The sequence below is a fragment of the Prochlorococcus marinus str. NATL2A genome, from assembly GCF_000012465.1.
In the GTDB taxonomy this organism is placed as follows: Bacteria; Cyanobacteriota; Cyanobacteriia; order PCC-6307; family Cyanobiaceae; genus Prochlorococcus_B; species Prochlorococcus_B marinus_B.
This window is the reverse complement of sequence record NC_007335.2, coordinates 568,293-595,190: the sequence shown is the minus strand read 5'-3', so window position 1 is coordinate 595,190 and position 26,898 is coordinate 568,293. Positions and strand designations below refer to the sequence as shown.

General features: G+C 36.0%; 22 protein-coding genes. 13 read left to right on the top strand and 9 right to left on the bottom strand.

The genetic code is table 11. The annotated features are described in order from the left end of the window. The first annotated feature begins 28 nt into the window (after positions 1 to 28). Positions 29 to 373: a DUF760 domain-containing protein gene (locus tag PMN2A_RS03145; protein WP_011293575.1), complete on the top strand. Its 345-nt coding sequence runs from the start codon at positions 29 to 31 to the stop codon at positions 371 to 373. Here the strand turns inward: PMN2A_RS03145 and PMN2A_RS03140 are convergent. From PMN2A_RS03140 to PMN2A_RS03120, 5 genes are all read right to left on the bottom strand, one after another. Beyond that, positions 370 to 1,548: a DUF4336 domain-containing protein gene (locus PMN2A_RS03140; RefSeq protein WP_011293574.1), complete on the bottom strand. Its 1,179-nt coding sequence runs from the start codon at positions 1,546 to 1,548 to the stop codon at positions 370 to 372. The two genes, PMN2A_RS03145 and PMN2A_RS03140, sit on opposite strands and share 4 nt — an antisense overlap. 12 nt (positions 1,549 to 1,560) lie before the next feature. Next, positions 1,561 to 2,433, bottom strand: coding sequence for a metal ABC transporter permease (locus PMN2A_RS03135; RefSeq protein WP_011293573.1), 873 nt, complete (start codon positions 2,431 to 2,433; stop codon positions 1,561 to 1,563). Continuing rightward, the gene (locus PMN2A_RS03130; protein WP_011293572.1) at positions 2,426 to 3,223 is read right to left on the bottom strand and encodes a metal ABC transporter ATP-binding protein; all 798 of its coding nucleotides are present in this window, start codon (positions 3,221 to 3,223) and stop codon (positions 2,426 to 2,428) included. The genes PMN2A_RS03135 and PMN2A_RS03130 overlap by 8 nt, the downstream gene beginning before the upstream one ends. Beyond that, positions 3,223 to 4,188: a metal ABC transporter substrate-binding protein gene (locus tag PMN2A_RS03125; protein ID WP_011293571.1), complete on the bottom strand. Its 966-nt coding sequence runs from the start codon at positions 4,186 to 4,188 to the stop codon at positions 3,223 to 3,225. The genes PMN2A_RS03130 and PMN2A_RS03125 overlap by 1 nt, the downstream gene beginning before the upstream one ends. Positions 4,189 to 4,262: 74 nt before the next feature. Beyond that, complete coding sequence (locus PMN2A_RS03120) at positions 4,263 to 5,618, bottom strand: YcjF family protein (RefSeq protein WP_011293570.1); 1,356 nt, start codon at positions 5,616 to 5,618, stop codon at positions 4,263 to 4,265. A 230-nt stretch (positions 5,619 to 5,848) separates the two neighbouring features. On the opposite strand from PMN2A_RS03120, the gene PMN2A_RS03115 reads away from it, so the two are divergent. The 7 genes from PMN2A_RS03115 to PMN2A_RS03085 are packed head-to-tail and all read left to right on the top strand — an operon-like array spanning position 5,849 to position 15,090. Further along, entirely contained in the window at positions 5,849 to 6,379 is a 531-nt protein-coding gene (locus tag PMN2A_RS03115) for a hypothetical protein (protein WP_011293569.1), read from the top strand. Beyond that, entirely contained in the window at positions 6,380 to 7,393 is a 1,014-nt protein-coding gene (trpS, locus tag PMN2A_RS03110) for a tryptophan--tRNA ligase (RefSeq protein WP_011293568.1), read from the top strand. 6 nt (positions 7,394 to 7,399) lie between these two features. Further along, complete coding sequence (gene thrS, locus PMN2A_RS03105; RefSeq protein WP_011293567.1) at positions 7,400 to 9,325, top strand: threonine--tRNA ligase; 1,926 nt, start codon at positions 7,400 to 7,402, stop codon at positions 9,323 to 9,325. A 23-nt stretch (positions 9,326 to 9,348) separates the two neighbouring features. Then, complete coding sequence (locus tag PMN2A_RS03100) at positions 9,349 to 10,374, top strand: glucokinase (protein WP_011293566.1); 1,026 nt, start codon at positions 9,349 to 9,351, stop codon at positions 10,372 to 10,374. A gap of 29 nt (positions 10,375 to 10,403) precedes the next feature. Continuing rightward, entirely contained in the window at positions 10,404 to 11,351 is a 948-nt protein-coding gene (gene thrB / locus PMN2A_RS03095) for a homoserine kinase (protein ID WP_011293565.1), read from the top strand. A gap of 57 nt (positions 11,352 to 11,408) precedes the next feature. Next, positions 11,409 to 12,962 carry an NAD(P)H-quinone oxidoreductase subunit 4 gene (locus tag PMN2A_RS03090; RefSeq protein ID WP_041710946.1) on the top strand — a complete coding sequence of 518 codons (1,554 nt, stop codon included), beginning with the start codon at positions 11,409 to 11,411 and terminating at the stop codon, positions 12,960 to 12,962. Positions 12,963 to 12,978: 16 nt separating this feature from the next. Further along, positions 12,979 to 15,090, top strand: a complete 2,112-nt coding sequence (locus tag PMN2A_RS03085) for a M3 family metallopeptidase (protein ID WP_011293563.1) — start codon at positions 12,979 to 12,981, stop codon at positions 15,088 to 15,090. Here the strand turns inward: PMN2A_RS03085 and PMN2A_RS03080 are convergent. The 4 genes from PMN2A_RS03080 to PMN2A_RS03065 form a co-directional block, all read right to left on the bottom strand. Continuing rightward, the gene (locus PMN2A_RS03080) at positions 15,087 to 15,689 is read right to left on the bottom strand and encodes an esterase/lipase family protein (RefSeq protein WP_011293562.1); all 603 of its coding nucleotides are present in this window, start codon (positions 15,687 to 15,689) and stop codon (positions 15,087 to 15,089) included. The genes PMN2A_RS03085 and PMN2A_RS03080 overlap by 4 nt on opposite strands. Further along, positions 15,690 to 16,079, bottom strand: coding sequence for a dihydroneopterin aldolase (locus tag PMN2A_RS03075; protein ID WP_011293561.1), 390 nt, complete (start codon positions 16,077 to 16,079; stop codon positions 15,690 to 15,692). Continuing rightward, on the bottom strand, positions 16,076 to 17,392 hold the full coding sequence (locus tag PMN2A_RS03070) for a glutamate-5-semialdehyde dehydrogenase (protein WP_011293560.1): 1,317 nt from the start codon (positions 17,390 to 17,392) through the stop codon (positions 16,076 to 16,078). Before PMN2A_RS03070 ends, PMN2A_RS03075 begins: the two co-directional genes overlap by 4 nt. A 145-nt stretch (positions 17,393 to 17,537) precedes the next feature. Beyond that, the gene (locus PMN2A_RS03065; protein WP_011293559.1) at positions 17,538 to 21,497 is read right to left on the bottom strand and encodes a translocation/assembly module TamB; all 3,960 of its coding nucleotides are present in this window, start codon (positions 21,495 to 21,497) and stop codon (positions 17,538 to 17,540) included. 73 nt (positions 21,498 to 21,570) lie between these two features. On the opposite strand from PMN2A_RS03065, the gene PMN2A_RS03060 reads away from it, so the two are divergent. The 5 genes from PMN2A_RS03060 to glgB are packed head-to-tail and all read left to right on the top strand — an operon-like array spanning position 21,571 to position 26,739. Continuing rightward, on the top strand, positions 21,571 to 22,104 hold the full coding sequence (locus PMN2A_RS03060; RefSeq protein WP_343222740.1) for a Ycf51 family protein: 534 nt from the start codon (positions 21,571 to 21,573) through the stop codon (positions 22,102 to 22,104). Then, entirely contained in the window at positions 22,097 to 22,513 is a 417-nt protein-coding gene (locus tag PMN2A_RS03055; protein WP_011293557.1) for a DUF4332 domain-containing protein, read from the top strand. Before PMN2A_RS03060 ends, PMN2A_RS03055 begins: the two co-directional genes overlap by 8 nt. A 47-nt stretch (positions 22,514 to 22,560) precedes the next feature. Further along, positions 22,561 to 22,830, top strand: coding sequence for a hypothetical protein (locus PMN2A_RS03050; RefSeq protein ID WP_011293556.1), 270 nt, complete (start codon positions 22,561 to 22,563; stop codon positions 22,828 to 22,830). A gap of 7 nt (positions 22,831 to 22,837) precedes the next feature. After that, positions 22,838 to 24,415, top strand: coding sequence for a CocE/NonD family hydrolase (locus tag PMN2A_RS03045; protein ID WP_011293555.1), 1,578 nt, complete (start codon positions 22,838 to 22,840; stop codon positions 24,413 to 24,415). 56 nt (positions 24,416 to 24,471) lie between these two features. After that, positions 24,472 to 26,739 (top strand): 1,4-alpha-glucan branching protein GlgB, encoded by a 2,268-nt coding sequence (gene glgB / locus PMN2A_RS03040; protein ID WP_011293554.1) that lies wholly within the window; start codon positions 24,472 to 24,474, stop codon positions 26,737 to 26,739. Positions 26,740 to 26,898: the final 159 nt, after the last annotated feature.

Genomic DNA, 26,898 nt, shown 5'->3' with positions numbered 1-26,898 from the left:
AATGTAATTGTACATAGAAAAAAACTGGATGTTTAATCCTGAATTTTTAGCTACAGACAATAATGAAGGTCACGAAGCCAATGCTTTAATCCAATATTTACAAGATCAACCGGCAGATGTTCTCCAGAGAGTTGCAAAGTCCGCAAGTCCTGAGATTCAAGAAATAATCAGACACAATGTACAAGGTTTGCTAGGAATGCTTCCTGGGGAGCAATTTGAGGTAAAAGTAACCTCCAGCAAAGATAATTTGGCAAGTTTATTAGCCTCTGCAATGATGACAGGTTATTTCTTAAGACAGATGGAACAAAGGAAACAATTAGAAGAAACTCTTTTATCCGACGAAGAGATGTCTGTTGACCCAGATAAAATTTAATCGCTGAATTTTTTAAGTGGATTTTTAGGAACTATTCCAAAATTTAATAATTTTTGATCGAACCAACTTAAAAACTTAAAATCTCCTTGGGTTTTTTCCCAATTTGAATTATCAATTTTAACTTTTAAAGCTCTTATTTCATTTGTAGTGAATCTCACTTTTCCACTGTAATGGGCAGAAATCAGAAAAGAAATCCCTTTTAAAGACTCAATTTTATTCAACCAAGAGATAAAAGCTTTTTTTCCTCTAGGGAAAACTAATCTTTCTATTACTGGAGCGATTTGTATTAGGGGAGTCTTTTCTCCAACAAGTTTTTTCGCAGACAGATCCCAACCCTCCTGCCAAGCAAAAGGATAGATTCCGAAATGTGATCTTTTGTTTCTCATCTTTGGCTTAAAAGAGTTTTCAAGAATCTCTTTTATTTTTGGTATCTCCAACTTTTCAGGTTTGAGGTAAGAAGCGAAAAGAACTAATCGAAGCCATCCTTTCCTTCTAGCAATAGGTGAATCAATAAGTTCCTCGGAGCCTTTCTCTCTAGAATGAAACAACAACGGAGTTGGATCTAAATTAAAGAGCTCAGGAGGGGTGGCCTCGATACCTACCAGAGCATCAGTTACCAATAAAGATTTTGTTGGTTTGTGAAAACAAGAAATCTCTTGAAAACGTGCGAGACCAATATCAATAGGTCCTAAAGAAATCCATTCACAATCATCACCATGTGGAAATCCATCAGCCAATAAAATATTTGTTCTATTAGATGGAATTCCTAGCCAATCAAAAGGCAATTGAAAAGGAAAACTCCATTGCCCAGGACATAACCATATTTTTGCATTAGGAAAAGCTCTAGCCAAAGCAGGAAGTCCGATTTTGTGTTCTAAGCCAGAAGCCGTAGGCAAAACAATAGTTTTTACTGGTCCTATTTTTTTTTGAAGTAGGTCTATTTCTTTTAGTAATTCACTGGTTGGAGGGAGAGGATTAATTATCATTAATTCATTTTTTACTCTTATGACTAACAACCTCACTGGCACGGCAACATAATAGATACCTTGAAGTTGCTCAAAACTCCATATTTGATTAGGGACTAATTCACGAAATATTGTTCGTCTTCTTCCGTAAGGGTAAAGAGGTAAGAGTGGCCACCATTTCCATTTTTGTTCGGAAGCTGAGTTGTTCATAGTTCTATTAAATTAATCATTATTTATAAGAGTTTGGTTTTTAAATATTCCATATCTTGGAGCGAATAAGAAAGCTATTAAAAAGATTAATGTTTGCACTAAAACAATAGATCCTCCTGTTTCAATATCTGACCAATAACTTATATAAACTCCTAAAATACTTGAGAAAGAACTGCTAATTACTGCTAATATCGTCATTCTATCAAAACGATCTGTGAGTAAATATGCCGTTGCACCAGGAGTTATTAACATTGCTACTACAAGAATAATACCTACCGTTTGCAATCCTACTACTGCAGATAATGACAATAAAGTTAATAATAAATAATGAAGAATGCCTGTATTTATTCCTATAGATCTAGCATGCTTAGCATCAAAACAATAAAGCATTAAATCTTTTCTAAATATAAGCAAAATAGATATAACAATAAACGAAATTATTAAAGTCTGGTTAACATCTGAACGAGAAATACCAAGAGGGCTTCCAAAAAGTATTTGCATTAGATCAATATTACTTTTTATTTTTGAAACCAATACAAGGCCTAATGCAAAAAAGCCAGTAAAAACAAGTCCTATTACTGTATCTTCCTTGATTCTAGATTTCTGTTTAACAAATCCAATCAAAGCAACTGAACCAACGCCAAAAACAAAAGCACATAAGGAAAAAGGGAGCCCTAATGCATAAGCAACAACTACTCCAGGCATAACCGCATGAGAAACCGCGTCACCCATTAATGCCCAACCTTTTAATGTCATATAACAAGATAAAAGTCCGCAAACCCCTCCCACTAGTGCGCTAACCATTAAAGCTCTTCTCATGAAGTCATGAGTTAATGGATCCAATAGCCAATCAATTGGCGTAATGGAAATTAGAAATTCACTCATTTATAAAATCTTTACTTGACGTTGGACCTGATAAAGGGTTTGGTGGGATTCCTCCAAATGTTTTATTTAGATTTTCTGAAGTAAAGACCTCCGAGGTTTCACCATACGCAAGAACTGTCTTATTGATAAGGACAACAAAATCACAAAAATCTCGCACATGATTCAAATCATGAGTGGATATCAAAATAGTATGCCCTTCTTGTCGAAACTGAAGAAATAGCTCAGCCATAAGCTTTTCAGTGGGTACATCAACTCCAGAAAAAGGCTCGTCTAATAGAAGTACTGATGCCCGTTGAGCAATTGCTCTTGCAAGAAAAGCTCTTTTGCGTTGCCCTCCAGATAAAGATCCTATTGGTCTTTCTCTGAGATCAAAAAGATCAACTCTCTCAAGAGCATGAACAACTGCTCTTCTATCTGACTCTCTTGGTATTCGAAAAATATTCATAGCACCATATCGGCCCATCATCACAACATCCCAAACACTCACTGGAAATGAATAATCTATTCCTTCATTTTGTGGAACATATGCAACTGATTGTTCCTTCTGGGCTTGATTAACCTTTATACCATTGATCCTAATTTTCCCCCTTGAAGGTCTAACAAAACCCATCAGAGCCTTGAAAAAAGTTGATTTTCCTGCGCCATTCATGCCCACAAGGCCACATATAGATCCAGCTTTTAAATTTAAACTTGCGTCATAGAGAGCAACTGTACCGTTGTAGTCAACACAAACTTGGTCTGCCTCAATACGCATAAAATCTTTCTCATGGCTTTTAAAAATTGGGTTCATTATTTTTTCACTTTTGAAATGGATAGGCCCTTAGTAATTAATCGAACATTGTGCCTTAGTAAATCTATATAGGTAGGAGCAGGACCATTTAGATCTGAGAGTGAATCAACGTAGAAGGTCCCACCAAAAACAGCTCCGCTTGATTTCGCAACTTCCATTTGTGCGTCTGCACTCACAGTACTTTCACAAAAAATTGTTGGGACTTCATTTTCTTTGATTTTTTTTATTAGGTTCACCATTCTCCTAGGGGTTACTTGACTTTCAGCATTAACTGGCCACAAATACGCCTCTTTCATTCCGTAATCACGGGCCAGATAAGTAAAGGCTCCTTCACATGTCACCAAAAATCTTCTTTCTTTAGGAATAGAGGATAAAGAATCTCTTAGCTCTTTATCAAGCGATTCAAGTTTAGCTTTATAGGTTGAAGCGTTAGATGAGTATTCAAGAGCTCCATCAGGATCAATTGTGATAAAAGCATCGACGATTTTATCTACATATTTCATAGCTCTTTTTGGCGACATCCAAGCATGAGGATTTGGTTTTCCTGAATAAGCATCTCCATCTATCAATAATGGCTTCATTCCTTCAGTTAATTTCACATTAGGAATATCACCCGTGCTAATCATAAATTTCGAAAACCAAGCTTCAAGGCCTAAACCATTTTCAATAATCAGTTTTGCTCCTTTAGTTTTCACAATATCACTAGGTGTAAATTGATAACTATGGATTTCTGCTCCTGGTTTCGTTATTGATTTAACTAAAAGTCTATCCCCAGCAACATTTCTTGCAAGATCGGCCAAAATTGTAAAAGTAGTTAAAACGAAAGGCTTATCATTGCCTGGCTTATAGGTGTTTTTATTTACACATCCTGTCAGGAATAAAATATTTAAAGCAAGGAAAATAGATAAACTAAGTATCTTATTTTTCTTATAAATATACTCAGAAATAACCTTTTTATTAAACATATATTTGAAATTAGAAAATATTAATGTTTTATCTAAATATAAGTCAAAGAGATCCCAGAAGAAAAGCTATAAACTTAAACGGATTTAACTTTGTAATTAATAGATTGAGACTGAATCCATTCTTTTGATTGCTTTAAAAAAGCCACCCAATCAACTCTTTCTAGCTCAGCAGCTTTTGATACTAGTTGAGGAGCTTGTTGCTTAATAAGTTCTAAATCAGGTTGAGTTACTCCATTATTGAGAGCCATCCAATCAGCCATCGATCTCCCAACAACTCTTGTTAAATAAGCAGCACTCAAGGCCTGAATTGTTCCAGCAGCAACCCAAGAGGAGCCATCAAGCTTTGCCAAGCTCAACAAGGACTGTCCACTCCATTCGACCACTCCTTGAGCAATTGCAGCCATTGCTAGTTGTCGTGAGACTGCCTCAAGTAATTCTGGCTTCATTTTGGAAGACCATATTTTCGACATTTCTTTGATCATCAAGCCATTAACCACTGCAACTGCAAGCAAATCAGTTGAGGCTACAGGGGAGGCGAAAACGATACCAGCAACTATCCACTGAGATCTTGTTTGAATAACCTTGAATTTTTCTCTTCTTAATTTTTCTAAATCTTTTTGCCAAGAAGTATGCAATCGAGACAAAAGTCTTTGTTTAGTAATGTCTGTATTCTTCTTTGGATTTTCAAGAAGTTTCTTGATTGGAGAAAGAACCGTTGCCATTTCTTTTTGAGATCCATCCCATTTCAATACTCTGTTAGTCCATCTATCTGGTAATTGAGCCTCTAATGCATTTCGCTCATCAGACCAATCAGTAGATTCTTTACTGGCAACCATTAGCCAGGCTGGTTGATCTGTAGGGATATTTTTAATCCACAAAAGATCAGCTGCGCTCATGGGAAGTGCCAAAGAATAAACAATAAAATCTTGCTCTTGGATTAAATCTGGCAAAATCCAATTTCGATCTCTTACAGGAAGAGCTGGTGGAAAAGAAACTTTTATTTGATTATTTATTCCTAAAACTTTTTCCAATTGCTCTTTATCAGGTAATTTTACGCCTTTTGTTTTCAAGAAACCAATGCTTTGATCTTCGCTTCTATCAATAATTTTTTGCAAGGAATTTATTCTTTCTTTTTTTCTTTCACTTTGCTCTCCATCATCAAGTAAGTACTCAAAATTCTCTAAAACGTCATGACATCTTCTTACCCATCCTTGAACAGTAGAGGGAGCATCAAATGAAACCTTTCCTGGTTTTAGAAAATAAAAAATACAACCAAGTCCTAATAGCAATCCAAGTCCACCCCCAGGGATATGGGCCACATCACTTAAAACCCATTGACCTGTAATAGTTAGCCCAATAAAAAGACTAATTTTTGGAATCGAAAAAGAAGGTAAGGAGAGAGGAGATTTTGTTAATGAATGATTTTCCACGATTTCAATAAATACAGTTTCTTCTTAGCTAACTTTCATTTTAAAGCAAATTTTCCCTTAATAACCGCAAAGAAAGAAGGTTTTACGTTTTTAATAAGAAAAATTTATGCCTAAAGAAATCAAATCATTCCGCTGGGATCAATATCATTAGATGTGAAAGTGCTAATCAAGATATCCAAATATGTCGCAAAAGTACCGGCTATGCGTCACACTTGCCCCTATTGGCAAATATGTTCATGGGTGACTCTTACACCAATAATCAGTCCGGTGGTGGCGATTTCCAAAACCAAAGACAAAATGGTCGTAATAATTTCAGAGGTGGCCGAGGTCCTAACAATAGAGAGGGAGGCTTTCGTATTCGCTTAAGTGATAATGAAATGCGAGCAGCTAGATCATTACAAGAAGCCTTTAATCTTCGTTCTACTGTTGCTGTTTTAGGTTTCGCAGTAAGAACTCTTGCCCAAATGCTTGAAGATGGAAATCTTGAAAATTTAGTCAACGAATATAGGTCCCAAGCGCCCGCCAATGAACAAAGAAGAGGCAGGGGTAACAGGGGAAACTATAACGGTGAAAATAACAACTCAGCCAACACAAAGCCTAACCCTTTTGCAAGACCAGAAAAGCCAGTTAAAGAACAAGAGGTAGCTGATACTGATCAAGCAAACAATCTTGCTCAAGATCATGCAGAAAAAGATAATGATGAAGCAACAAAAGCAAGTTCAAATGAAGATGATTCCACAAATACAAGCGAGCAAGGATAAGTGAATCAGAAGCGAGTCTTATCTGGTGTTCAACCCACAGGAGATGTTCATATTGGTAATTGGCTTGGAGCAATAAGAAATTGGGTTGAATTACAAGAAAATTATGAAACATTTGTCTGCGTTGTTGATCTTCATGCGATAACGACTCCGCATGACCCAAAATCTCTTTATCAAAATTCTTTATCTACAGCGGCTTTGTATATCGCTTGTGGGATGAATCCTGATAAATGCTCAATATTCATACAAAGTCAGATAAGCGCCCATAGCGAGCTTTGCTGGATATTAAATTGCTTAACTCCTTTAAACTGGATGGAAAGAATGATTCAGTTCAAGGAAAAGTCCATTAAACAAGGCGACAATGTATCTATTGGATTATTAGATTATCCAGTCCTTATGGCAGCGGATATTCTTCTCTATGACGCTGATTTAGTTCCTGTTGGAGAAGATCAAAAGCAACATCTAGAGCTTGCGAGAGATATTGCTTCTCAACGAGTTAATTCAAAATTCGGAACGAAAGAGAATCCAATACTTAAAGTTCCAAATCCCTTAATTTTGAAAGAGTGTTCCAAAGTCATGAGCCTGACAGACGGAACAAAGAAAATGAGTAAAAGCGACCCAAATGAAAATAGTAGGATTACTTTATTAGACAGTCCAGATATAATTACTAAAAAAATAAAACGTTCAAAAACCGACTCAGAATTAGGATTAGAATTCGGTAATCCTTTAAGACCCGAAGCTGATAATCTTTTAACAATTTATTCAATAATTTCTGGCTTAGGTAGAGAAAAAGCCGCTGAGTATTGCGCAGAAATGGGCTGGGGTAAATTCAAACCAGAATTTACAGAGGCAATGATTAACGTTCTTAAACCTATTCAAGAAAAATATAAAGAACTAATGAATGATCCAGAAGAGTTAAAAAGAATACTAAATAAAGGCAAACTGACTGCCGAGGAGGTTTCTAAGTTAACATTAAATAGAGTTAAAGAAGCTCTAGGATTTTATTCGAATTTGTAGAAAATTATGCCAATAATTACATTACCTGATGGAACTGAAAAAAAATATGATTCCGCTGTAACAATTGATCAAATAGCTTCAGAAATTGGGCCTGGTTTAGCAAAAGCAGCGTTAGCGGGGAGAGTGAATGGGGAATTAATAGATACTTGTATTCCTATAACTCAAAATTCTCATATACAGATTATTACATCTAAAGATGATGAAGGTCTAGAAATTATTAGACATTCATTCGCTCATCTTCTTGGACATGCTGTAAAGCAATTATACCCCGAAGCAAAAATGGCAATAGGGCCAGTAATTGAAGATGGTTTTTATTATGATATTTCTTATAAAGATACATTCACTCCTGATGATCTTCTCAAAATTGAGAAGAGAATGAAAGAGTTAGTTAATAGAGATTATAGTGTAGGTGTTGAAATAGTTAGTCCAGAAAAAGCCAAGGAGGTTTTTACTGATAGAGGTGAAATTTTCAAGCTAGACATAGTTAAAAATATCCCTAAAAATGAAATCATAAAGTTATACAAACATCAAGAATATATTGATATGTGCAGAGGTCCTCATGTGCCAAATACAAGGCATCTAAGAGCATTTAAGCTAATGAAAGTATCAGGAGCTTATTGGCGCGGAGACTCTAATAATGAAATGCTACAAAGAATATATGGAACAGCTTGGAAAAGCTCAAAAGAGTTAAAAGAATATCTCTCTAGAATTGAAGAAGCTGAGAAAAGAGATCATAGAAAGTTAGGGAAAAAATATTCACTTTTTCACTCACAAGAAGAAGCACCCGGTATGGTTTTTTGGCACCCTAAAGGGTGGACTATTTATAGAATTTTAGAAGATTTTATTCGGGAAACCATTACAAAATATGATTATCAAGAAGTTAAATCTCCGCAAGTAGTTGATAGGAGTCTTTGGGAGAAATCAGGCCATTGGGATAAATTTAAAGAAGATATGTTTACTACAACTTCAGAGAACAGGGAATATGCAATAAAACCTATGAATTGTCCATGCCACATACAAATATTCAATCAAGGTTTAAAAAGCTATCGAGATCTTCCTATTAGACTTTCTGAATTTGGTTCTTGTCATCGCAATGAGCCTTCTGGTGCACTGCATGGCTTAATGAGAGTAAGAAATTTTGTTCAAGATGATGCACACATATTTTGTACCGATGAACAAATCCAAGAAGAAGTCCAAAATTTTATTGATTTGGTATTTGAGGTTTATAAAACCTTTGGCTTTGATTCAATTCTTATTAAGCTCTCAACAAGACCAGTGAAAAGGGTTGGAAGTGATGATATCTGGGACAAATCAGAAAAAGCCTTATCTGAGGCACTTGATTCAAAAGGATTAGATTGGTCGCTCCTCCCTGGAGAGGGTGCCTTCTATGGTCCAAAAATAGAATTTTCCTTAAAAGATTGTCTCAACAGAGTATGGCAATGCGGAACAATTCAAGTGGATTTCTCCATGCCTCAAAGGCTCAATGCAAGTTATATAGATATTACAGGAAGAAAACAAACACCTGTAATGCTTCACAGAGCTATTTTAGGTTCTTTTGAAAGATTTATTGGGATTTTAATTGAGAATTATTCAGGGAATTTTCCTACATGGTTATCACCTATTCAAATAATGATTATGGGCATAACTGATAGAAATAATGAAGCATGTTTTACTGCTAAAGATAAATTAGTTGACTTTGGTTTCAGAGCTGAAATTGATATCAGAAATGAAAAAGTCGGTTTTAAAATACGAGAACATACTATGCAAAGAATACCATTCTTGATAATTATTGGAGATAAGGAAGAAGAGAATAGTGAAATCTCAGTAAGGACAAGAGAAGGTAAAGATCTTGGAAATATGAGTATAGACAAGTTTAAATTAATAATTGACGAATCAATTAGCAAAAAAGGTATACAAGGTAATCAATCTTAAATCAAAAACGACTTTAATAACTAATGAATTTACTTGCTGGAGACCTTGGGGGAACTAAAACAATATTAGCTATTTATTCAAACGAGAAATATCCAAAAAAATTATTTGAGAAGTACTATATTTCATCAGAATGGAAATCTTTTTACTCATTATTTGAAGATTTTATTAAACATTTACCAGATCATATATCACTGCCTCAAAATGGTTCTATTGGTGTAGCCGGGCCAATACAAAATCAGGAGGTTAAGATTACAAATCTTGGCTGGGATATCGAATCAAAAAAGTTATCTCTACTTTCAAAAATAAATAATATTGAATTAATAAATGATTTTTCAGTTTTAATCTATGGAATACCATTTTTCAATAGAAACCAATATGAAGTAATACAAGGGACATTAAATTCTGATTACAAAAACAATCAAAAATTAATTGCAATTATCGGAGCTGGTACTGGCTTAGGAATGTCCAGAGGCTTGATAACCCCTAAAAGCATCTCTATATTTCCAAGTGAAGGAGGGCATCGAGAATTTTCCCCAAGAACAGAAAACGAATGGGCATTAGTCAAATGGCTAAAAAAGAAGTTAAATATTCAAAGAATATCCATTGAAAGAATTGTTAGTGGTACTGGCCTTGGCATGATTGCCAGATGGAAATTGGATGATCCAATAAATGAAAGCCATCCACTTCAGGTAATTTTAAAAAATATGGATAGTGACAAATCAGATTCCACAGATTTACCCGCACTTGTTTGGGAAAAAGCAAAAAACGGAGACAAATTAATGACTGAAGCCTTGCAACTATGGCTAAATGCTTATGGGTCTGCAGCTGGAGACCTTGCTTTACAAGAACTTTGCTCTTCAGGCTTATGGATAGCAGGTGGAACAGCAGCAAAAAACCTCGATGGAATAAACTCTTCTAACTTCCTTAGTGCATTTAGTAATAAGGGTCGCTTTCAATCTTATTTAAAGGAAATTCCATTGGTTGTTCTTAAAGATAAAGAAGCGACATTATTCAGCTCAGCTTGCAGAGCACGCTTAATTGCCGAATAAAATGGGAGACTTAGCTAAAGGATAAAAACATGGGGCCGCCAAAAATAGGACAAACTGTCGTAGTAGAAGTCCCTTCTACTACAGCCAATATTGGTCCAGGGTTTGATTGCCTTGGAGCAGCATTAGACCTTTCCAATCAGTTCACTATTAAAAGAATTGAAGGTAATGCTGAAAGATTTGAATTAATAATGGAAAGTACTGAAGGCAATCATTTAAGAGGCGGCCCTGAAAACCTTTTTTATCGAGCCGCGCAAAGAGTTTGGAGAACTGCAGGTATAGAGCCTGTAGCTCTTGAAGCAAGAGTAAAATTGGCAGTACCTCCCGCAAGAGGACTTGGAAGCAGTGCTACAGCCATCGTGGCAGGGCTAGTTGGAGCAAATGCACTTGCTGGATATCCTTTGCCTAAGGAAAAATTATTGGAGCTGGCAATAGATATAGAGGGTCATCCAGACAATGTTGTTCCATCATTAATAGGAGGTCTTTGCGTAACCGCTAAAACTGCATCCGACAGATGGCGAGTGGTCCGCTGTGATTGGGATAAATCAATAAAAGCAGTAGTTGCAATTCCATCTATTCGCCTTAGCACAAGCGAAGCGAGACGTGTAATGCCGGAGAATATTCCAGTCAATGATGCAGTAATCAATTTAGGTGCACTTACTCTTCTGCTTCAAGGACTAAGGACTGGAAATGAGGATTTAATTACAGATGGTATGCATGACAAGCTTCATGAACCCTACAGATGGGGTTTGATTAAAGGTGGGTTAGAGGTAAGAGAAGCAGCAAAGGCTGCCGGAGCTTTAGGATGTGCAATTAGTGGAGCAGGACCAAGCATTCTTGCCTTGTGCAAAGCGACTAAAGGCCGAGAAGTCAGTGTCGCGATGGTCAAAGCTTGGGAAGCTGCTGGTGTAGCAAGTCGTGCTCCTTTAATGAGCCTCCAGCTCACAGGAAGCGAATGCATTTCAAACACCTTTGGGTAGTTCTACTCATGAAAACGAAAAAAAACTGATAGCTTTATGGCTGACTTGCCCCAAATTATGGATGCCAATCTGCCTATGAGTATTGATTCTCAGACGGTATTTCCATGGCTCTCACTCATTGTGCTCCTTCCCATAGTTGGAGCATTGATAATGCCTTTCCTCCCAACGCAAGAAAGTAAAAATTCTAATCTTCCGAGAAATATAGCCCTAGTAATTTTATTAGCCGATTTTCTAATAGTTGTATTGGCTTTAGCCAATTTATTTGATCCAAATAGCGAAAGCTTGCAGTTGGTAGAAAGACTTCAGTGGCTTCCGTCTATAGGACTTGAATGGTCATTGGGAGTAGATGGAATATCCGCTCCGCTGGTAGTCCTAAGCGGTCTAATCACTTTTTTGTCCGCAGCTGCAAGTTGGAAAGTAAAACAAAAAACAAGGCTTTACTTTGCGCTATTACTTATACAAGCTTCAGCCCAAGCTTTAGTTTTCCTATCGCAAGATTTCTTACTATTCTTTTTAGCTTGGGAGCTTGAGCTAGTTCCAGTCTATCTTTTGATTGCTATTTGGGGAGGCAAAAGGAAACTTTATGCAGCAACAAAATTCATTCTTTACACCGCACTGGCTTCCCTTTTAATATTAATTAGTGGGCTTGCTTTAGCTCTTTCTGGAGATCAATTCACCTTCAATTTAAGTGAAATTGCAGCCAAATCTTTTACCGGGAATTTTGGGATATTTTGTTATTTAGGTTTTTTAATTGGTTTTGGAGTAAAGCTTCCTATCTTTCCACTTCATACCTGGCTTCCCGATGCTCATGGGGAAGCAAATGCACCGGTTTCTATGTTATTAGCTGGTGTTTTATTAAAAATGGGAGGTTACGCTCTTATAAGATTTAATGTCCAAATTTTACCTGATACTCATTTAATACTTGCTCCAGCTCTAATCATCATTGGGATAGTAAATATTATTTATGGAGCTCTAAATGCTTTTGCACAAGACAATGTAAAAAGGCGCATCGCTTGCAGTTCTGTAAGTCACATGGGTTTTGTTCTTGTTGGAATTGGCGCAATTAATGCACTTGGAATCAGTGGAGCGATGCTCCAAATGATTAGCCATGGACTGATTGCTGCCGCAATGTTTTTTGTTACTGGAAGTTTTTATGAAAGAACCAATACTCTTTCAATCCCTAACATGGGCGGTTTAGCAAAGGCTTTACCAATTACTTTCGCATTCTTCTTGGCCAGTTCTTTAGCGTCACTTGCCTTACCAGGGATGAGTGGATTTATAAGTGAAATCACAGTTTTTCTAGGCATCACTAGTCAAGAAGGATTCACTTCTTTATTTAGAGCAATAACAATTCTTTTAGCAGCTATCGGACTGGTTTTAACTCCTATCTACCTTCTTTCAATGTGTAGAAGAGTATTTTTTGGCCCTAGGATCCCTGCATTATCCATAGTGAAAGAAATGGATGCTAGAGAGCTTTCAATAGGTTTAAGCCTCTTAGTTCCTACATTAGTAATAGGTTTTTGGCCAAGAATAGCTATTGATTTATATGAGGTATCAACAAATGCTCTCGCACAATCATTAATTACCAATAACCTTGTACCAATCAGTTAGTTTTTGAATCTTAAAAATGACTTCAATAAAGCCAACAGCTCTATTAAAAGGTGAAGGCCTTCCTGATTACGATAAAATCACCCCTAACGAGATCACTGAAAATATACCCAAGCTTATAAAAGAACTAAATGAAAAATTAGATAAACTAGAAGTACAACTCGAAAAACAATTACAAACTAAAAGCTCACTTAGTTGGGATGATGTAATGCCTCAGCTTTATGAAATAGGTGAAAAGCTTAGGTGGAGTTGGGGGGTTGTAAGTCATCTGAATGCAGTATGCAATTCCACTGAATTACGTGCAGTTCATTCAAATCAGCAACCTACAATCGTTAGATTTAGCAATCAGCTCGCTCAAAACGAGGTCATTTTTAAGGCGCTCTTAAATTTAAAAGAGCATGGAAATATAAAGGACGAAACACAAATAAGAATACTTGAGACAGAACTCATAACCATGAAAAACAAAGGGATCGGTCTAGAAGCTGATGAAAAAACACTATTTAATTCTCGTAGTGAGCGACTAGCCGAATTGTCAACGACATTTAGTAACAACGTATTAGATGCTACTAAGAATTGGAGCCTTTTATTAAAAAACAAATCAGAAGTCGAGGGGCTTCCTGAAAGAGCACTTGAAACATTGGCTCTTGCGGCAAAGGAAGCTGGTGACAAAGATGAAGAAGGTAATGACCCGTCATCAGCAATTGGACCATGGAGAGTTGGGTTAGATTTGCCTAGGTACATTCCTTTTCAAACCTATGCAAAAAATAGACGTATTAGAGAGAAAGTCTACAGAGCTTTTGTAAGTAGAGCTAGCGATGGAAAGATTAATAATAAAAAAATAATCGAAGAAATTCTAGATCTCAGAAACAAACAGGCAAAACTATTAGGATATAAAAATTGGTGTGAAATTAGTTTAGCCACAAAGATGGCGGACAATGAAGAAGCTGTTGAGATGTTACTAGAAGAATTACGAATAGCAGCAATACATCATGCCGAAAAAGAAGTAATACATCTTCGTGAGTGTGCCAAAAGAAATGGAGAAAACGAAGATTTTGAGCTATCTCCATGGGATATAAGTTTTTGGTCCGAAGTTCTTCGCAAAGAGAAATACGATCTTGACCAAGAGAAACTCAGGCCATGGTTTCCTCTAGATCAAGTTCTTGATGGTCTATTCAATCTGTGCAAAAGACTTTTTGAAATTGACATTGAAGAAGCAATTAATACAGCTCCTTTATGGCATGAAGATGTTCGTTTCTTCAATGTTAAAAATATAGATGGCCAAAAAATTGCATCTTTTTATCTAGATCCATTCAGTCGTCCTGCGACAAAAAGAGGAGGGGCCTGGATGGATGAATGTTTGTGCCGAAATCAAAAAACAAAAGATGATATTGTTCTCCCAGTAGCCTATTTAGTCTGCAATCAAACTCCTCCAATTGCTAACAAACCCAGTCTTATGAGTTTCGAAGAAGTAGAAACTCTCTTTCATGAATTTGGGCATGGACTACAACATATGCTGACAACTATAAATTACCCTCAAGCAGCCGGTATTAATAACGTCGAATGGGATGCTGTCGAATTAGCAAGCCAATTCATGGAAAATTGGTGCTTGGAGGATCAAACAATTTCTGAAATAGCAATACATTGGAAGACGAAAGAACCATTACCAGAATCTGAAATCAATAAATTAAGGCAAAGCAGAACATTTAATTCTGGGCTAGCGACTTTAAGGCAAATACATTTTGCTCTTACTGATCTAAAACTCCATAGTCAATGGAATGAAGATTTAGAAATTTCCCCAGATGAGTTTCGACGAGAAATCGCAAAAAATACAACAGTAATGGAGCCTATTCCAGAAGATCAATTTCTCTGTGCCTTCAGTCATATTTTTGCTGGTGGCTATGCTGCTGGATACTACTCTTACAAATGGGCTGAGGTACTCAGTTCTGACGCCTTTGCCGCTTTTGAAGAGGCAGGCCTTGCTAATCAGGATGAAGTAAGAAAGATTGGTAAAAAATATCGAGATTCAATTCTTAGTCTTGGTGGTAGTCGTTCACCCAATAAGGTTTTCAAACAATTTAGAGGAAGACTTCCCTCTACTGAAGCACTAATAAGACATAGTGGTCTTAATTAGCTATTTTTAAAAATCTTTTTGACCAAAATATCAAGAGAGCTAGAATTTGTTATCAATTCTTTATGTGTCAACACAGGTAAGTGATAAGACTCACCAATAGAAAGTTTTGCCTGCCAGCCTGGGAATGACATCAAATCCCATTTTGTAAAAAAGCTAGTACATTCGACCTTTTCTAAGGAAGTCAAGTCATTATTTAATAGAGATAATAAACGACTTCCTCTTTTCATCTCAGCAATACCTGGCATCAAAAATGAAGGGATCATTTGAGCTGTGTAAGTACCAAAATGAGGCGTACCAATACTAAAAAAACGTTTAGTTCTTAAAAAACCATCATGATTTTGTAACCAAAACCTGCTTATTAATCCACCCATTGAAAAACCAACAATATCAATTTCGATTTCAGGACCCACCAGTTCTTCAATCTTAGAATCAAGATCTAGAGCTAAACGCTTAAGGGAGGTCTTTCCATATTTGTGTGGCAAATGTGGTCTATACAATTCATAATCATCTTCGTTTATTTTTTTAATTAATTTTTCAAATAATTTAGGATTGTTCCACAAACCATGAACAAGAAAAATTGGTCTTTTGTTTATATACAATTAATTAATAGGAAATAAGAAATTTCTCTTTTTTTCGATTAGAACACTTCCAGTAAATCCATCTATTGGTGGAGAGCATTTTGTCAGCAGAATATGAATTGGCACTGGACCATATAGAGACTCAAGAAGATTCAAAATTTGATCACTAAAATATTCAATCGTTAAGCATTTGATTTCAAATGAAAGTTTTTTAACAGCTTTAACTGCCTCGCTATAATCTATTGATTTATCTAATTTATCAAGCTTGGATGACTCATCCAATTCCAACCAAAAACTGAGGTCAAGAAGAAATCTTTGACCATGTATTCGCTCACTTTCTAAAACACCTACATGAGCCCATAGATTAATATCTTTGATATGAATTGCGCTTAAATTATGAAGTTGACTCATAATGGTAGATCAATATGAGAAAAACTTCTATCTCCAGAAGCGAAGTCCTTAACGAGATCACCATCACCTCTGAGATAATAGCGATAGGTAACTAAGCCTTCCAATCCAACTGGTCCTCTTGGTGGAAGAGTCTGTGTGCTTATACCAACTTCAGCTCCAAACCCATATCGGAAACCATCTGCAAAACGAGTAGAGCAATTATGATAAACACCTGCACTATCAACCGAACTTAAAAATTTTTCAGCAACCATCTTGTCTTCAGTAACTATTGCCTCTGTATGTCGAGAGCTATATTTACGAATATGTTCAATAGCTTCGTTTACATTACGAACAATTTTTATTGAAAGAATTAAATCAAGATATTCTTTAGACCAGTCTGATTCATCAGCCTTATTTTTTACCCCTAAAGCTTGACTCTTTGTATCTCCCTTTAGAGTAACTCCTTCACTTGAAAAAATTGGCAAGCCTTTCTTCAAAAACATCTCGGCAATATCTTCATGAATTAATAATGTCTCAATTGCGTTACAAGCAGCAGGATATTGAATCTTACTATCTAAAGCTATGCTTATAGCCTTATCAATATCTACAGAATTATCCACATATAAATGGCAAATTCCATCAGCGTGCCCTAAGACAGGGATACGAGTATTTTCTTGAATAAATTGAACCAACTCATTGCTACCTCTAGGTATTATCAAATTTACAAACTTATCTAAACGTAGTAAGCCTAGACTTTCTTGACGTGTGGTAAGCAAAGACAACGCCCCAGAACCCACATTTGCTTTTCTTAATCCTTTATCAAGAGAATCCATTATTGCTTGATTTGTGTCTTTTGCCTCACTTCCTCCTTTTAATAACGCTCCATTACCAGAACGAACAGCAAGAGACGCTATTTGTATTAATGCATCTGGTCTCGACTCAAATATCACTCCTAAGACTCCTAATGGAACTGTCACTCTCTCAAGAATAAGGTTTTCATTCAATTCCCTATGAAGTTGTCTTTTACCTATTGGATCTGCAAGATTTGAAACTTTGAGGACTCCGTCTATGCATCCTTTGAGTTTAGTTTTTGTTAACTGAAGTCTTGATAGAAGTGACTTATTCAACCCTTCTTTTTCTGACCTTTCAAGGTCTTGAACATTTGCTTTTAATATTTCATCAGCATTATCATTCAAAGCATTTGCCATTTCAGTCAAAGCCTCACACCGTTGTTTGTTTGTGGATTGACCAAGCGAAATAGAAGCCTCTTTTGCACTCTCGGCTACTTTTACTAGCTGGGGGGTAGGCTCAGGAACTGAAAAGTTTGTACTCATTTGATTTAGATCAACTATTTAATCAAAGATAATTTTTACTATCTTTAAAATATTCCTTTAATGGCTAATCAAGCAATAAAAGAAGATAAAAATCTATCTAACTGAGCATTTTTTAAGTAGATCATTTTTTTTAACTATTCATTATTTAATATCTAAAATAGAGTTGGAGTTGACTTTGCCAATTCCCATTCTTATCAAACGAGCCTAGTAGACCTACGTTGGGATTCATTTGAAAAGTAATATTTCCTTTCGGTGGAATATCTTTTCGGTTAGGAGCAGCCTGAACTGAGAAATTAATTTTATCGTTAAGATCAACTCCTATTTCGGTCACCCATGCCTGTTGACCAGGTAGATTAGTATCTTCCTGGTCAGCACTTGAAGAACTACTATCACTAGTATCATCCTCTGAATCTGATCCATTTATATATGCCGGATACAATGATATTTGAAGCCTATCACTCAAAAAACCATTGATATTGCCTTGAAGATACGAAGCAAAAGATCTATTCAAAAAGCTCGCAAGTACATCACCATTGCCTCCACTACTTATTAGATTTGCAAGAGAATTACCTCCTAAAAGTCCTATCAACTCACTTCTTCCCAAAGATGGAGTACTTCTCAATTGAAAATTTTCACTAATGCGATCTGCAGGTCCAGAAGCCGCCACTTCAACATTTACGAAACGAGATCCTCCAATACCAAATGATGCCATGCCATTAGAGGAAAAATTACTTACGTCTCTAACATTATCTGGAACGCGGCTATTCAGAGTCACATCAATATATGGAACCAAGCCCATAGATGGTACAAATACGGCTACATTTGGTTCACTTTGATCTAGATTAAAAGTAGTCGTAAAGAGATTAACGTAGCCACTATCAAGTTTAATAACTCCACTAACATCAAGGGTCTCGTCAAAAGCGCCATTCAAGATAAGGAATCCATTTGTTTCAAAGCTTGCCAAGGGTTGAGAAACTAATCGCAATGAAGGGCCAAGTGCGAGCTTTAAATTATCAAAGGTTAGTGATTCAAATCCATTAGGCAAACCAGCACTAACTATTCGACTTGCAGGTGCATCTTCATCTTGAATAAATAAAACCAGAGGTTCTTTCTGGTTCCAGTTTTGTTCTGGTAATCTACGAATTATTCTGACCTTAGAATCTTGATAACGATCCGATTTTTCAGATGAAGTCTTACTTGGATTTTTAGCCCTTTTAGCAAAAATCGAACCTTCTGAGATAAAGACTTCACCTGATAATTGAGGTTTCAAAATAGATCCCTTAACAACAAGGCTAGACGAAGCTCTGATGTCAGTAAATGCCGTCTTAATACGTGTTTTTTCTATCGAAAGAGCCAATGGCTCGCTTTCACTTAATTGAGAATCAAACAACGAAATTCCACCTTGACTGCTAATAATGCCGTTAGCCCCCATATTTGCTTTTAGATCACGGATTTCAATTCGATTAAAATCAAAAACTATTGTGCTATTCAAATTATTAATTTCTTTATCTTGAAAAAGTAGCTCACTGTTTTTTAAAACCAAAAAACCATTAGCAACCGGTTTCGCAGGGGTTCCTCTAATCAACAAGCTTAGATCAGCTGTCCCTGAGGTCCAAGAGACATTCCCTTTCGTTAGCCCAGTCAAGAACGCTAACCCATCTCCATGACTTTCGATCTTTAGATCAATAGGATAAGAACTAATTAATGGGTAGGTTCCACCTAACTTAACAGGATTTGCCGAAGATTTATCCCTTAGAGTGATATCAAATTCGAGATTATTGTCTTTAAATATAATATTTCCATTATCTAAAATAATCTTTCTGTTATAAATTACTGTATCTTTAATAATTAAATCTGCTGTAACTTGTGGAGTTGAATTAGCTAAACTATATTTACCTTTTAAACCAAAATACCCATCAACCGCTGAAGGTATTGGCGCAACTAGAGATAATAATGAAAAATTTAAATTAAGTAAAGAAAAATCTCCCAGACCTGAAGCTAGGTTCCCATTAAAAGTTACCTTAAAGGGTCTGATTTTATTAGAATTTATAATCTTTAATTTATTTGTCCAAACCTTACCAAAAGCTTTTGCTTCTAAATTTAAATCAGATAGGTTTGGACCACTTAATTTAATATCAGCATTAATATCCCCCTTTAGATCATAAGGATTAATAATGCTCTCACTATTTACCTTAGAAATCTCTTCTCTATATGAATCTTGAGACCTAGTTAAAGCTTCGAACTGAGAATCTATAGAACTAATTGGATAACCAATTATAAATTTTTCTAAATCTTCAGCCTTCCCAATTGCATCTGAATATTTCAATCCTAATTTAGGAAACTCTAAAGCTGTAGCAGTAATCCAACTAGCGCTTACATCCTTCACTTGAGCTAACAAAGAAAATTCGGAGCCATTATTAATATCAAATTTAATCTTTCCATTTTCAGATGGTATTAATTCACCTGTTAAATTAGTTTCTGAATTTTTAATTTGACCTTTAATACTTGCATTTTTTAATTTGAAACCTAACAATCTAAAATAATCTAAACTCAAATCACCATTAAGAAATAATGGGTCAAGAGAAAATAATCCGTTACCTGTAACTTCCCCAAAGATTCGTTTAAAACTTTTCTCTGGCGGGAATGCCACTTCTACACGATCTAATTTGAATTTATTAGCCTCCCATTCAAAAGCATTTGATTTAGGATTTAGACTTATTTCACCTCCTAATCTATTTAGATTTAAATCATTAAAATCACCATCCTTATTAAAGTTAATTTGAAGATTAGCTGGGATAGAAGCACCTTCTGATTTCATTCTCAAACTCCCCCACTTCTTTTCACTTGGAATTCGAGTAAAAGAACCTCTCCATTTTTCCCTTAATCGAATACCATTAACTTGTGGATTTTCCAAGGAAAGGTTAATAGTAGAGTTCAGAGAAGATAAAGGACCCTGAAAATCACCTTTTGTATTTAATTTCCCTGATAATGATGCATTTAGTATTGGATTTAAAGCACCTAAAGGAAAAGATTCTAAATTAAAATTAGCATTAAGTTCCCCAGGAATAAATTGTCTGTCAACTACTGAGATTGGTAATTTTAATTTTAAAGAAAGTGGTTTATGATCAAAATCTTTAATTTTAATAGTAGTTTCAGAATTTATATAAGTTTTATCTTTTTTATAGAATGGTATTTCAGATGAATTAGATATATCCCAATATCCATAATTCCAATTAGAATCAATTAACTTAAGCTTATTTTTATCACATTCTATTTTTGAATTATTTGTAGACAATGTATCACTTAGAGGCCCTCCCATCAGAGTTAAGTTATTAAGCAATAAACCACCATTACACCTTATCAAGCCTTTCTTAACTCCCAATTTTAGACTTCCATTTATATTTCCTCTTGCAATAAAATTAGAATTATTTCCTAAAATTCTCTCAAAGATAGAAAGACTAAGTTTATTGATTTTTACTTTAGTTTGAAATTCGATTCCATCCCAATAACCCTTTCCTGAAAGATAGAGGCTTCCTTGTTCTTTGGACTCTAGATTAATCGCACCAAAAATTTTTTTCTCACCAAGATTTAGAGATAGATTACCTTTTGCTAATAATGTCGTATCCCCAGCATTAAATACAATTTTGGTTGGTTCTTTTAAATTAAATTTTAGTTGAAGATTGATTTGTTTAGGATTATCTTTCTGGGGAACAACCCAAAATGAACCAGTATCATTTTTGTTTAATATAATTTCTGTTCCTTTTGGATTAAATATTGCTACTGGTTTCCAATTCAATAAACTCGCAAAAGGAGCAAATTTAATTGTTAAATTTGAAATATTAACTGAAGAAGAATCTTTAATCCCTGGAAGGAGCCTTGTTGGCCCTAACTCAACTCCCCATGGTCTGAGCCCCCTGTATGAACCTATTTTTAAAGGATGACCTAATGAATTAGATAATGTTTTTTCTATTTGTGGAGAAAAACGGCTTATAGTTCTATCTACTAGTAGATCTGCGCCACTCCAAATCAAAACACCACCCAACGCAGCAAAGGTTCCAGCAAGTCCCCAACGCTTTAATCTTTTAGAGCTCCACTCATCTCCCATGAAACATTATTCTCAAACTTGGGGGAGCTAACAAACTATAAAGAATCAATTCAGGAGAAACCAGCCTATGTCTATGATTGAAGTTATCCAAGATGTTACAAAATGGCTAGCCTGGGTGGGGGCAGGACTGGGCGTATTGACTATTTTGGCTTATTTATTTAACTGGGGAATTAAATTCCGACTAACTGGGACAACAATTTTCACACTTTTATTATCTGCTAGTTGCTGGGCCTTTGAGCAAAGCTATACTCCTCCCTTTAATGTTGAGGGCTACAAATATGCTCCTATTGTTTACGACAATGGATTTGATTTAGTTGTTGCACAAGCATCTAATGATTTCCCTAAAGAAGCAATAAAACCAACATTGTTACAAATAGCCGGAAATTTGAAAGGGGGAGGAAGAAATGGCGCTCAGGTCAAAGTCAGGCTCAGAAAAATAGAATCCGCTGGTGATGGAACAAGTAAACCAATTATTCTAGGTGAATTAATAAATGATTTAAAAGAATCAAAGATAATAGAATTACCAGACAGGAATTATTCTGCAAGTGAAAATTTCTCAAATGATGCTGATATTGAAGAAATTTCCTTATTAGAGACTGATGAGTAATAAGTCATTTTTGAAAGATCTTCCTAAAAGCTTTTATCAAGAAGAAAAAATACTCATATCAAATAATATAAAAACATGGGATTCTTTATTATCTATTAGTGATGAAGAAATAAATAATCTAATCTATGGAAGCTTGGGAAGTGTTCGCAATCTAAAAAGACTTAAATGCATAGCATATTTTATATGTACTTTAGATATTCAACTTAGCGAAGCTGCCTTATTGATGCACTCAGGGTTAATTTCTAATAAGGCCATTTCACGACTTACGCCTCAAGAGCTAGTTCAAAAGACTGGGCGCTTTGAAAGAACTCTACGAACAGGAAGAATTCCAATAATAGATCTAAAAAAAGCTCATTTTTTAATAGAGAAAGCAAAAAAAAATTTATTTAATGTACCCAAGTGCCATTAGGTAATAGAATATAATTAATCCAATAGAAACTTGGTAAACTAATTGAAATGAATGGTTTACTAATCACTTTAATATTTGCATCATTTGGAATCAATCAAGGTGTAATCGCTCAATCAAGACTTCTTGAAGGTGTAAAAAGGAATCCTGATGAAGCGAAGTCTATTTGTGAAAGCTTTAGAAAACTAAATAAAGAAAACATTTCAGCCGGTTCACAAAAATCTATTCAAAAAATCTCAATTCAAAAAAATATAAGCGAAGGAGATGCTGAGATCCTTTCTATGTACGTAAGAGGTCTTTATTGCCCAGAAACTTTTTAAAGAGATAATGAATTCAATAAGATACAGAGACGAAGACTTACAACTTAGAGACGGAACAGTACTCAAATCTCGAATCTGGTCGCCTCAGGGGAATGGACCATGGCCAGTCTTACTTATGCGCCAACCATATGGAAGAGAAATTGCTTCTACAATTACTTATGCCCATCCATCTTGGTGGGCTAGCAAGGGCTATCTAGTTGTCATACAAGATGTTCGTGGTCAAGGTGGGTCTGGAGGGGAATTTTCAGGTTTCAATCAAGAAGCTTCAGACACTAGTCAAACTCATAATTGGGTCCGATCCTTGCCTGAATGCAATGGTCTACTAGGCACATACGGTTTTTCATATCAAGGATTAACACAGCTCATTGCGGAGGAAGGTACTCCCCCACCTGATTGCATTATTCCTGCAATGACAGGCCTTTCGGAGGATGAACATTGGAGTTGTGAAGGAGGAGCGTTTTGGTGGCACTTGGGAATTGGATGGGGTTTGCAATTAGCCGCCCAAAAAGCACAAAGAGAGAAGAATTGGAAAGGTTGGCATGAAATCCGTGAAAATCTTGAATCGAAAAAATATTTATATAACGGTCATGATTTACTTGAAAAGTATGACCCAGAAGGGATGGCACATAAATGGCTAAATCTTTCGTCAAGCAAAACTCCTCAATGGAAAACTCATAAGCCATTAAGTAGCTGGTTAAAAAAACCCTTGCTTCTAATTGGGGGTTGGTGGGATCCTCATTTGAAAGGAATTTTAGATATTTTTGAGAAAGCTAAAAAGGCTGGAGGCAATCCCAAATTACTAATTGGTCCTGCTACTCATCTTCAATGGTGGGAGGGAGCACAACGCACCCAGTTAGATTTTTTTGATTCTCATTTAAAAGAAAAAAACAAAGAGAGTCATTTCTCTCAAATCAATCTTTGGAACTTAACCACTAAGGGTTGGGAGCTTTCGGTTCAAAACAAAACTCCCACTTGGAGTCTTCGAAGCGAAGGTTTAGCCTCAATAAATCATCTTGAAGGATTCCTAGCCCCGAATTCTGATTTAGAAGCAGATAGTGAGGTGAATTTAGTTCACGACCCATGGAGACCCATACCTTCCATCGGAGGACATCTGAGTGATACCGCTGGTGAAGCAAACAGATATCAGCTTGATATTCGACCTGATGTCGCAGTATTTACATCAGACCCTATTTTGAAAGATCTTAGGCTGGAGGGCATTCCAACTCTTTTTTTAGAAACTAACTGTGACAGGGAATGTTTTGATCTATTTGTTGCATTATCAATAATTCCTAAAGCAGTAGAGAATACTGTTACTCAACTTTCGACGGGTGTACTCAGAATTGCTGATTGTGATAAAGGTATAACAAGTGCTAGAGAAATCAGACTTCAACCTATTCTCGCCACATTTAAAAAAGGGGATCGTTTAAGAATTTCAATTTCAGGATCTGGATGGCCAGCAATTGGAATAAATCCTGGTAAGAGTAAATATTTGTGCGAAGGACCTAGCCCTAACTGCCTAGTGACAACAATTTCACTCTTACTTTTAAATTCAAAACTTAAATTTGAATCACTTATTTCCTCTTAGGGGTTCAATATTTACTTGTAGAGGATTAAGCTTACTAGCTATTTAAGCTATAAATCATGACCGTCTCTATTCTATTAGATTCTTTGAAAGACGACGGACAAAGACTTTCTGAATGCAGACATGAAAGTCCATTTTCAATTCTTGGCCCTCAACCATTTAAAGATAAATGGATCATTCGAATATGGATGCCTGAGGCAAGTCAAGTTGAACTGGTAACACAACAAACTAAAATTAAGCTACAAAATCCCAATCATGAATGGATATTTGAGGGGGTTTTAGAAAAAGATCCAGGTACTGACTATCAAATAAAAGTAAATAGAGGAGGAATTGAACATGTTCAACATGATCCTTGGAGTTTCCGAAAAGAGTGGATGGGTGAAATTGATAGACATCTTTTCGCGGAGGGAAATCACCATCACATATGGCGAAAAATGGGTGCTCATCTCACAGAAATAGATAAAAAGAAAGGAGTTATGTTTTGCTTATGGGCGCCTCATGCAAAGAGTGTTTCCGTTATTGGTGATCTCAATTCATGGGATGGACGCCATCACCCAATGCAAAAACGTCTAGGAGGAATTTGGGAACTATTCATACCTGGTCTAAGTGAGGGAGATTTATACAAATATGAAATCAGGACTGAAAAAGGACATTGCTACGAGAAAGCCGACCCTTATGGTTTTCAACATGAAGTAAGACCAGCAAAAAGCTCAGTTATATCAAAAATCGACTCATTTCAATGGAGTGATCAGTCTTGGATATCCAATCGTGACAATAGAGATCCTTTAGAGCAACCAATTTCGGTTTATGAAATGCATTTAGGAAGCTGGATGCATGCTTCCTCGGACGATCCATTTATCAACTCAAACGGAGAGCATAGAGCTCCAGTTCCAGCTGCAGATATGAAGCCTGGCTCAAGATTGCTTACATATAAAGAACTGGCAAATAAGGTCATTCCCTATGTCAAAGAAAGAGGCTTCACTCATATCGAGCTTATGCCAATTTCAGAGCACCCTTTTGATGGGTCATGGGGGTATCAAGTTACAGGTTGGTATGCGCCTACAAGTAGATTTGGATCACCAGATGAGTTTCGTGCCTTCGTTGATTCATGTCATAAAGAAGGAATAGGAATCATTCTCGATTGGGTCCCGGGCCACTTCCCTAAAGATCAGCATGGACTAGCTTATTTTGATGGCAGCCATCTATACGAGCATTCAGATCCAAGAGTTGGAGAGCATAAAGAATGGGGAACATTAATTTTCAATTACAGTCGAAATGAAGTTCGTAATTTTCTAGTTGCAAATCTAATTTTCTGGTTTGATCAATTTCATATAGATGGCATACGTGTTGATGCAGTTGCCTCAATGCTTTACAAAGACTATCTTCGTCCAGAGGGTGAATGGATACCTAATGAAGATGGAGGGAATGAAAATTTTGAAGCAGTCAGATTTCTACAACAGGCTAATCACGTTCTTTTTCAACATTTTCCAGGTGCACTTTCTATTGCAGAAGAATCAACGACATGGACTGGTGTAACCAAACCAACTGACATGGATGGACTCGGTTTCAATCTAAAATGGAACATGGGTTGGATGCACGATATGCTCGATTATTTTGAAATTGACCCATGGTTTAGACAATTCAATCAAAACAACATTACTTTCTCCATTTGTTATAACTTTACCGAAAACTTTATGCTTGCTTTAAGCCACGATGAAGTTGTTCACGGGAAAAGTCATCTCTTACACAAAATGCCTGGCGATGACTGGCAGAAGTACGCTAATACACGAGCCTTACTTGCATATATGTGGACACATCCAGGTAAAAAAACAATATTTATGGGAATGGAATTTGGGCAGCGCCAAGAATGGAATGTTTGGGATGATTTGCAATGGGATCTTCTAAATTATGAACCTCACAAAGGAATACAGAAATTAGTAGATGATTTGAATAATTTATATAAAAGAGAACCTGCTTTATGGAGAAATGATTTTGACGAATACGGATTCCAGTGGATTGATTGCGATGATAATAAAAATTCAGTAATCAGTTTCATGAGAAGAGAAAAAACTGATGGAGAATGGCTAGTAATAGTGGCAAACTTCACACCTCAAAACCACTCCAATTACAGAATAGGTGTGCCTGTTGACGGATTCTATGAAGAAATTTTCAATACAGATGCGAGTCAATATGGAGGTTCAAACCTAGGTAATATGGGAGGGAAATCAACAGATCTATACAACATACATGGCTATGAAAATTCTATAGATCTTTGCCTTCCTCCTCTTAGCGTTCTGGTTCTAAAGCATAAATCCAAGAAGAATTAAGCTTCCTCGAATAGAAATGTTTCAACCTTGACTTAAAACCTAATTTCAACTGTCGTCTGGATGTAAAAATTCAAAAGGTATGTCGAACTTTTGCAGAGAACGTATTTCATGATTTTCAAGTTACTGCTTCATGTAAGTTTTTCGAATAAAAGGACAAAA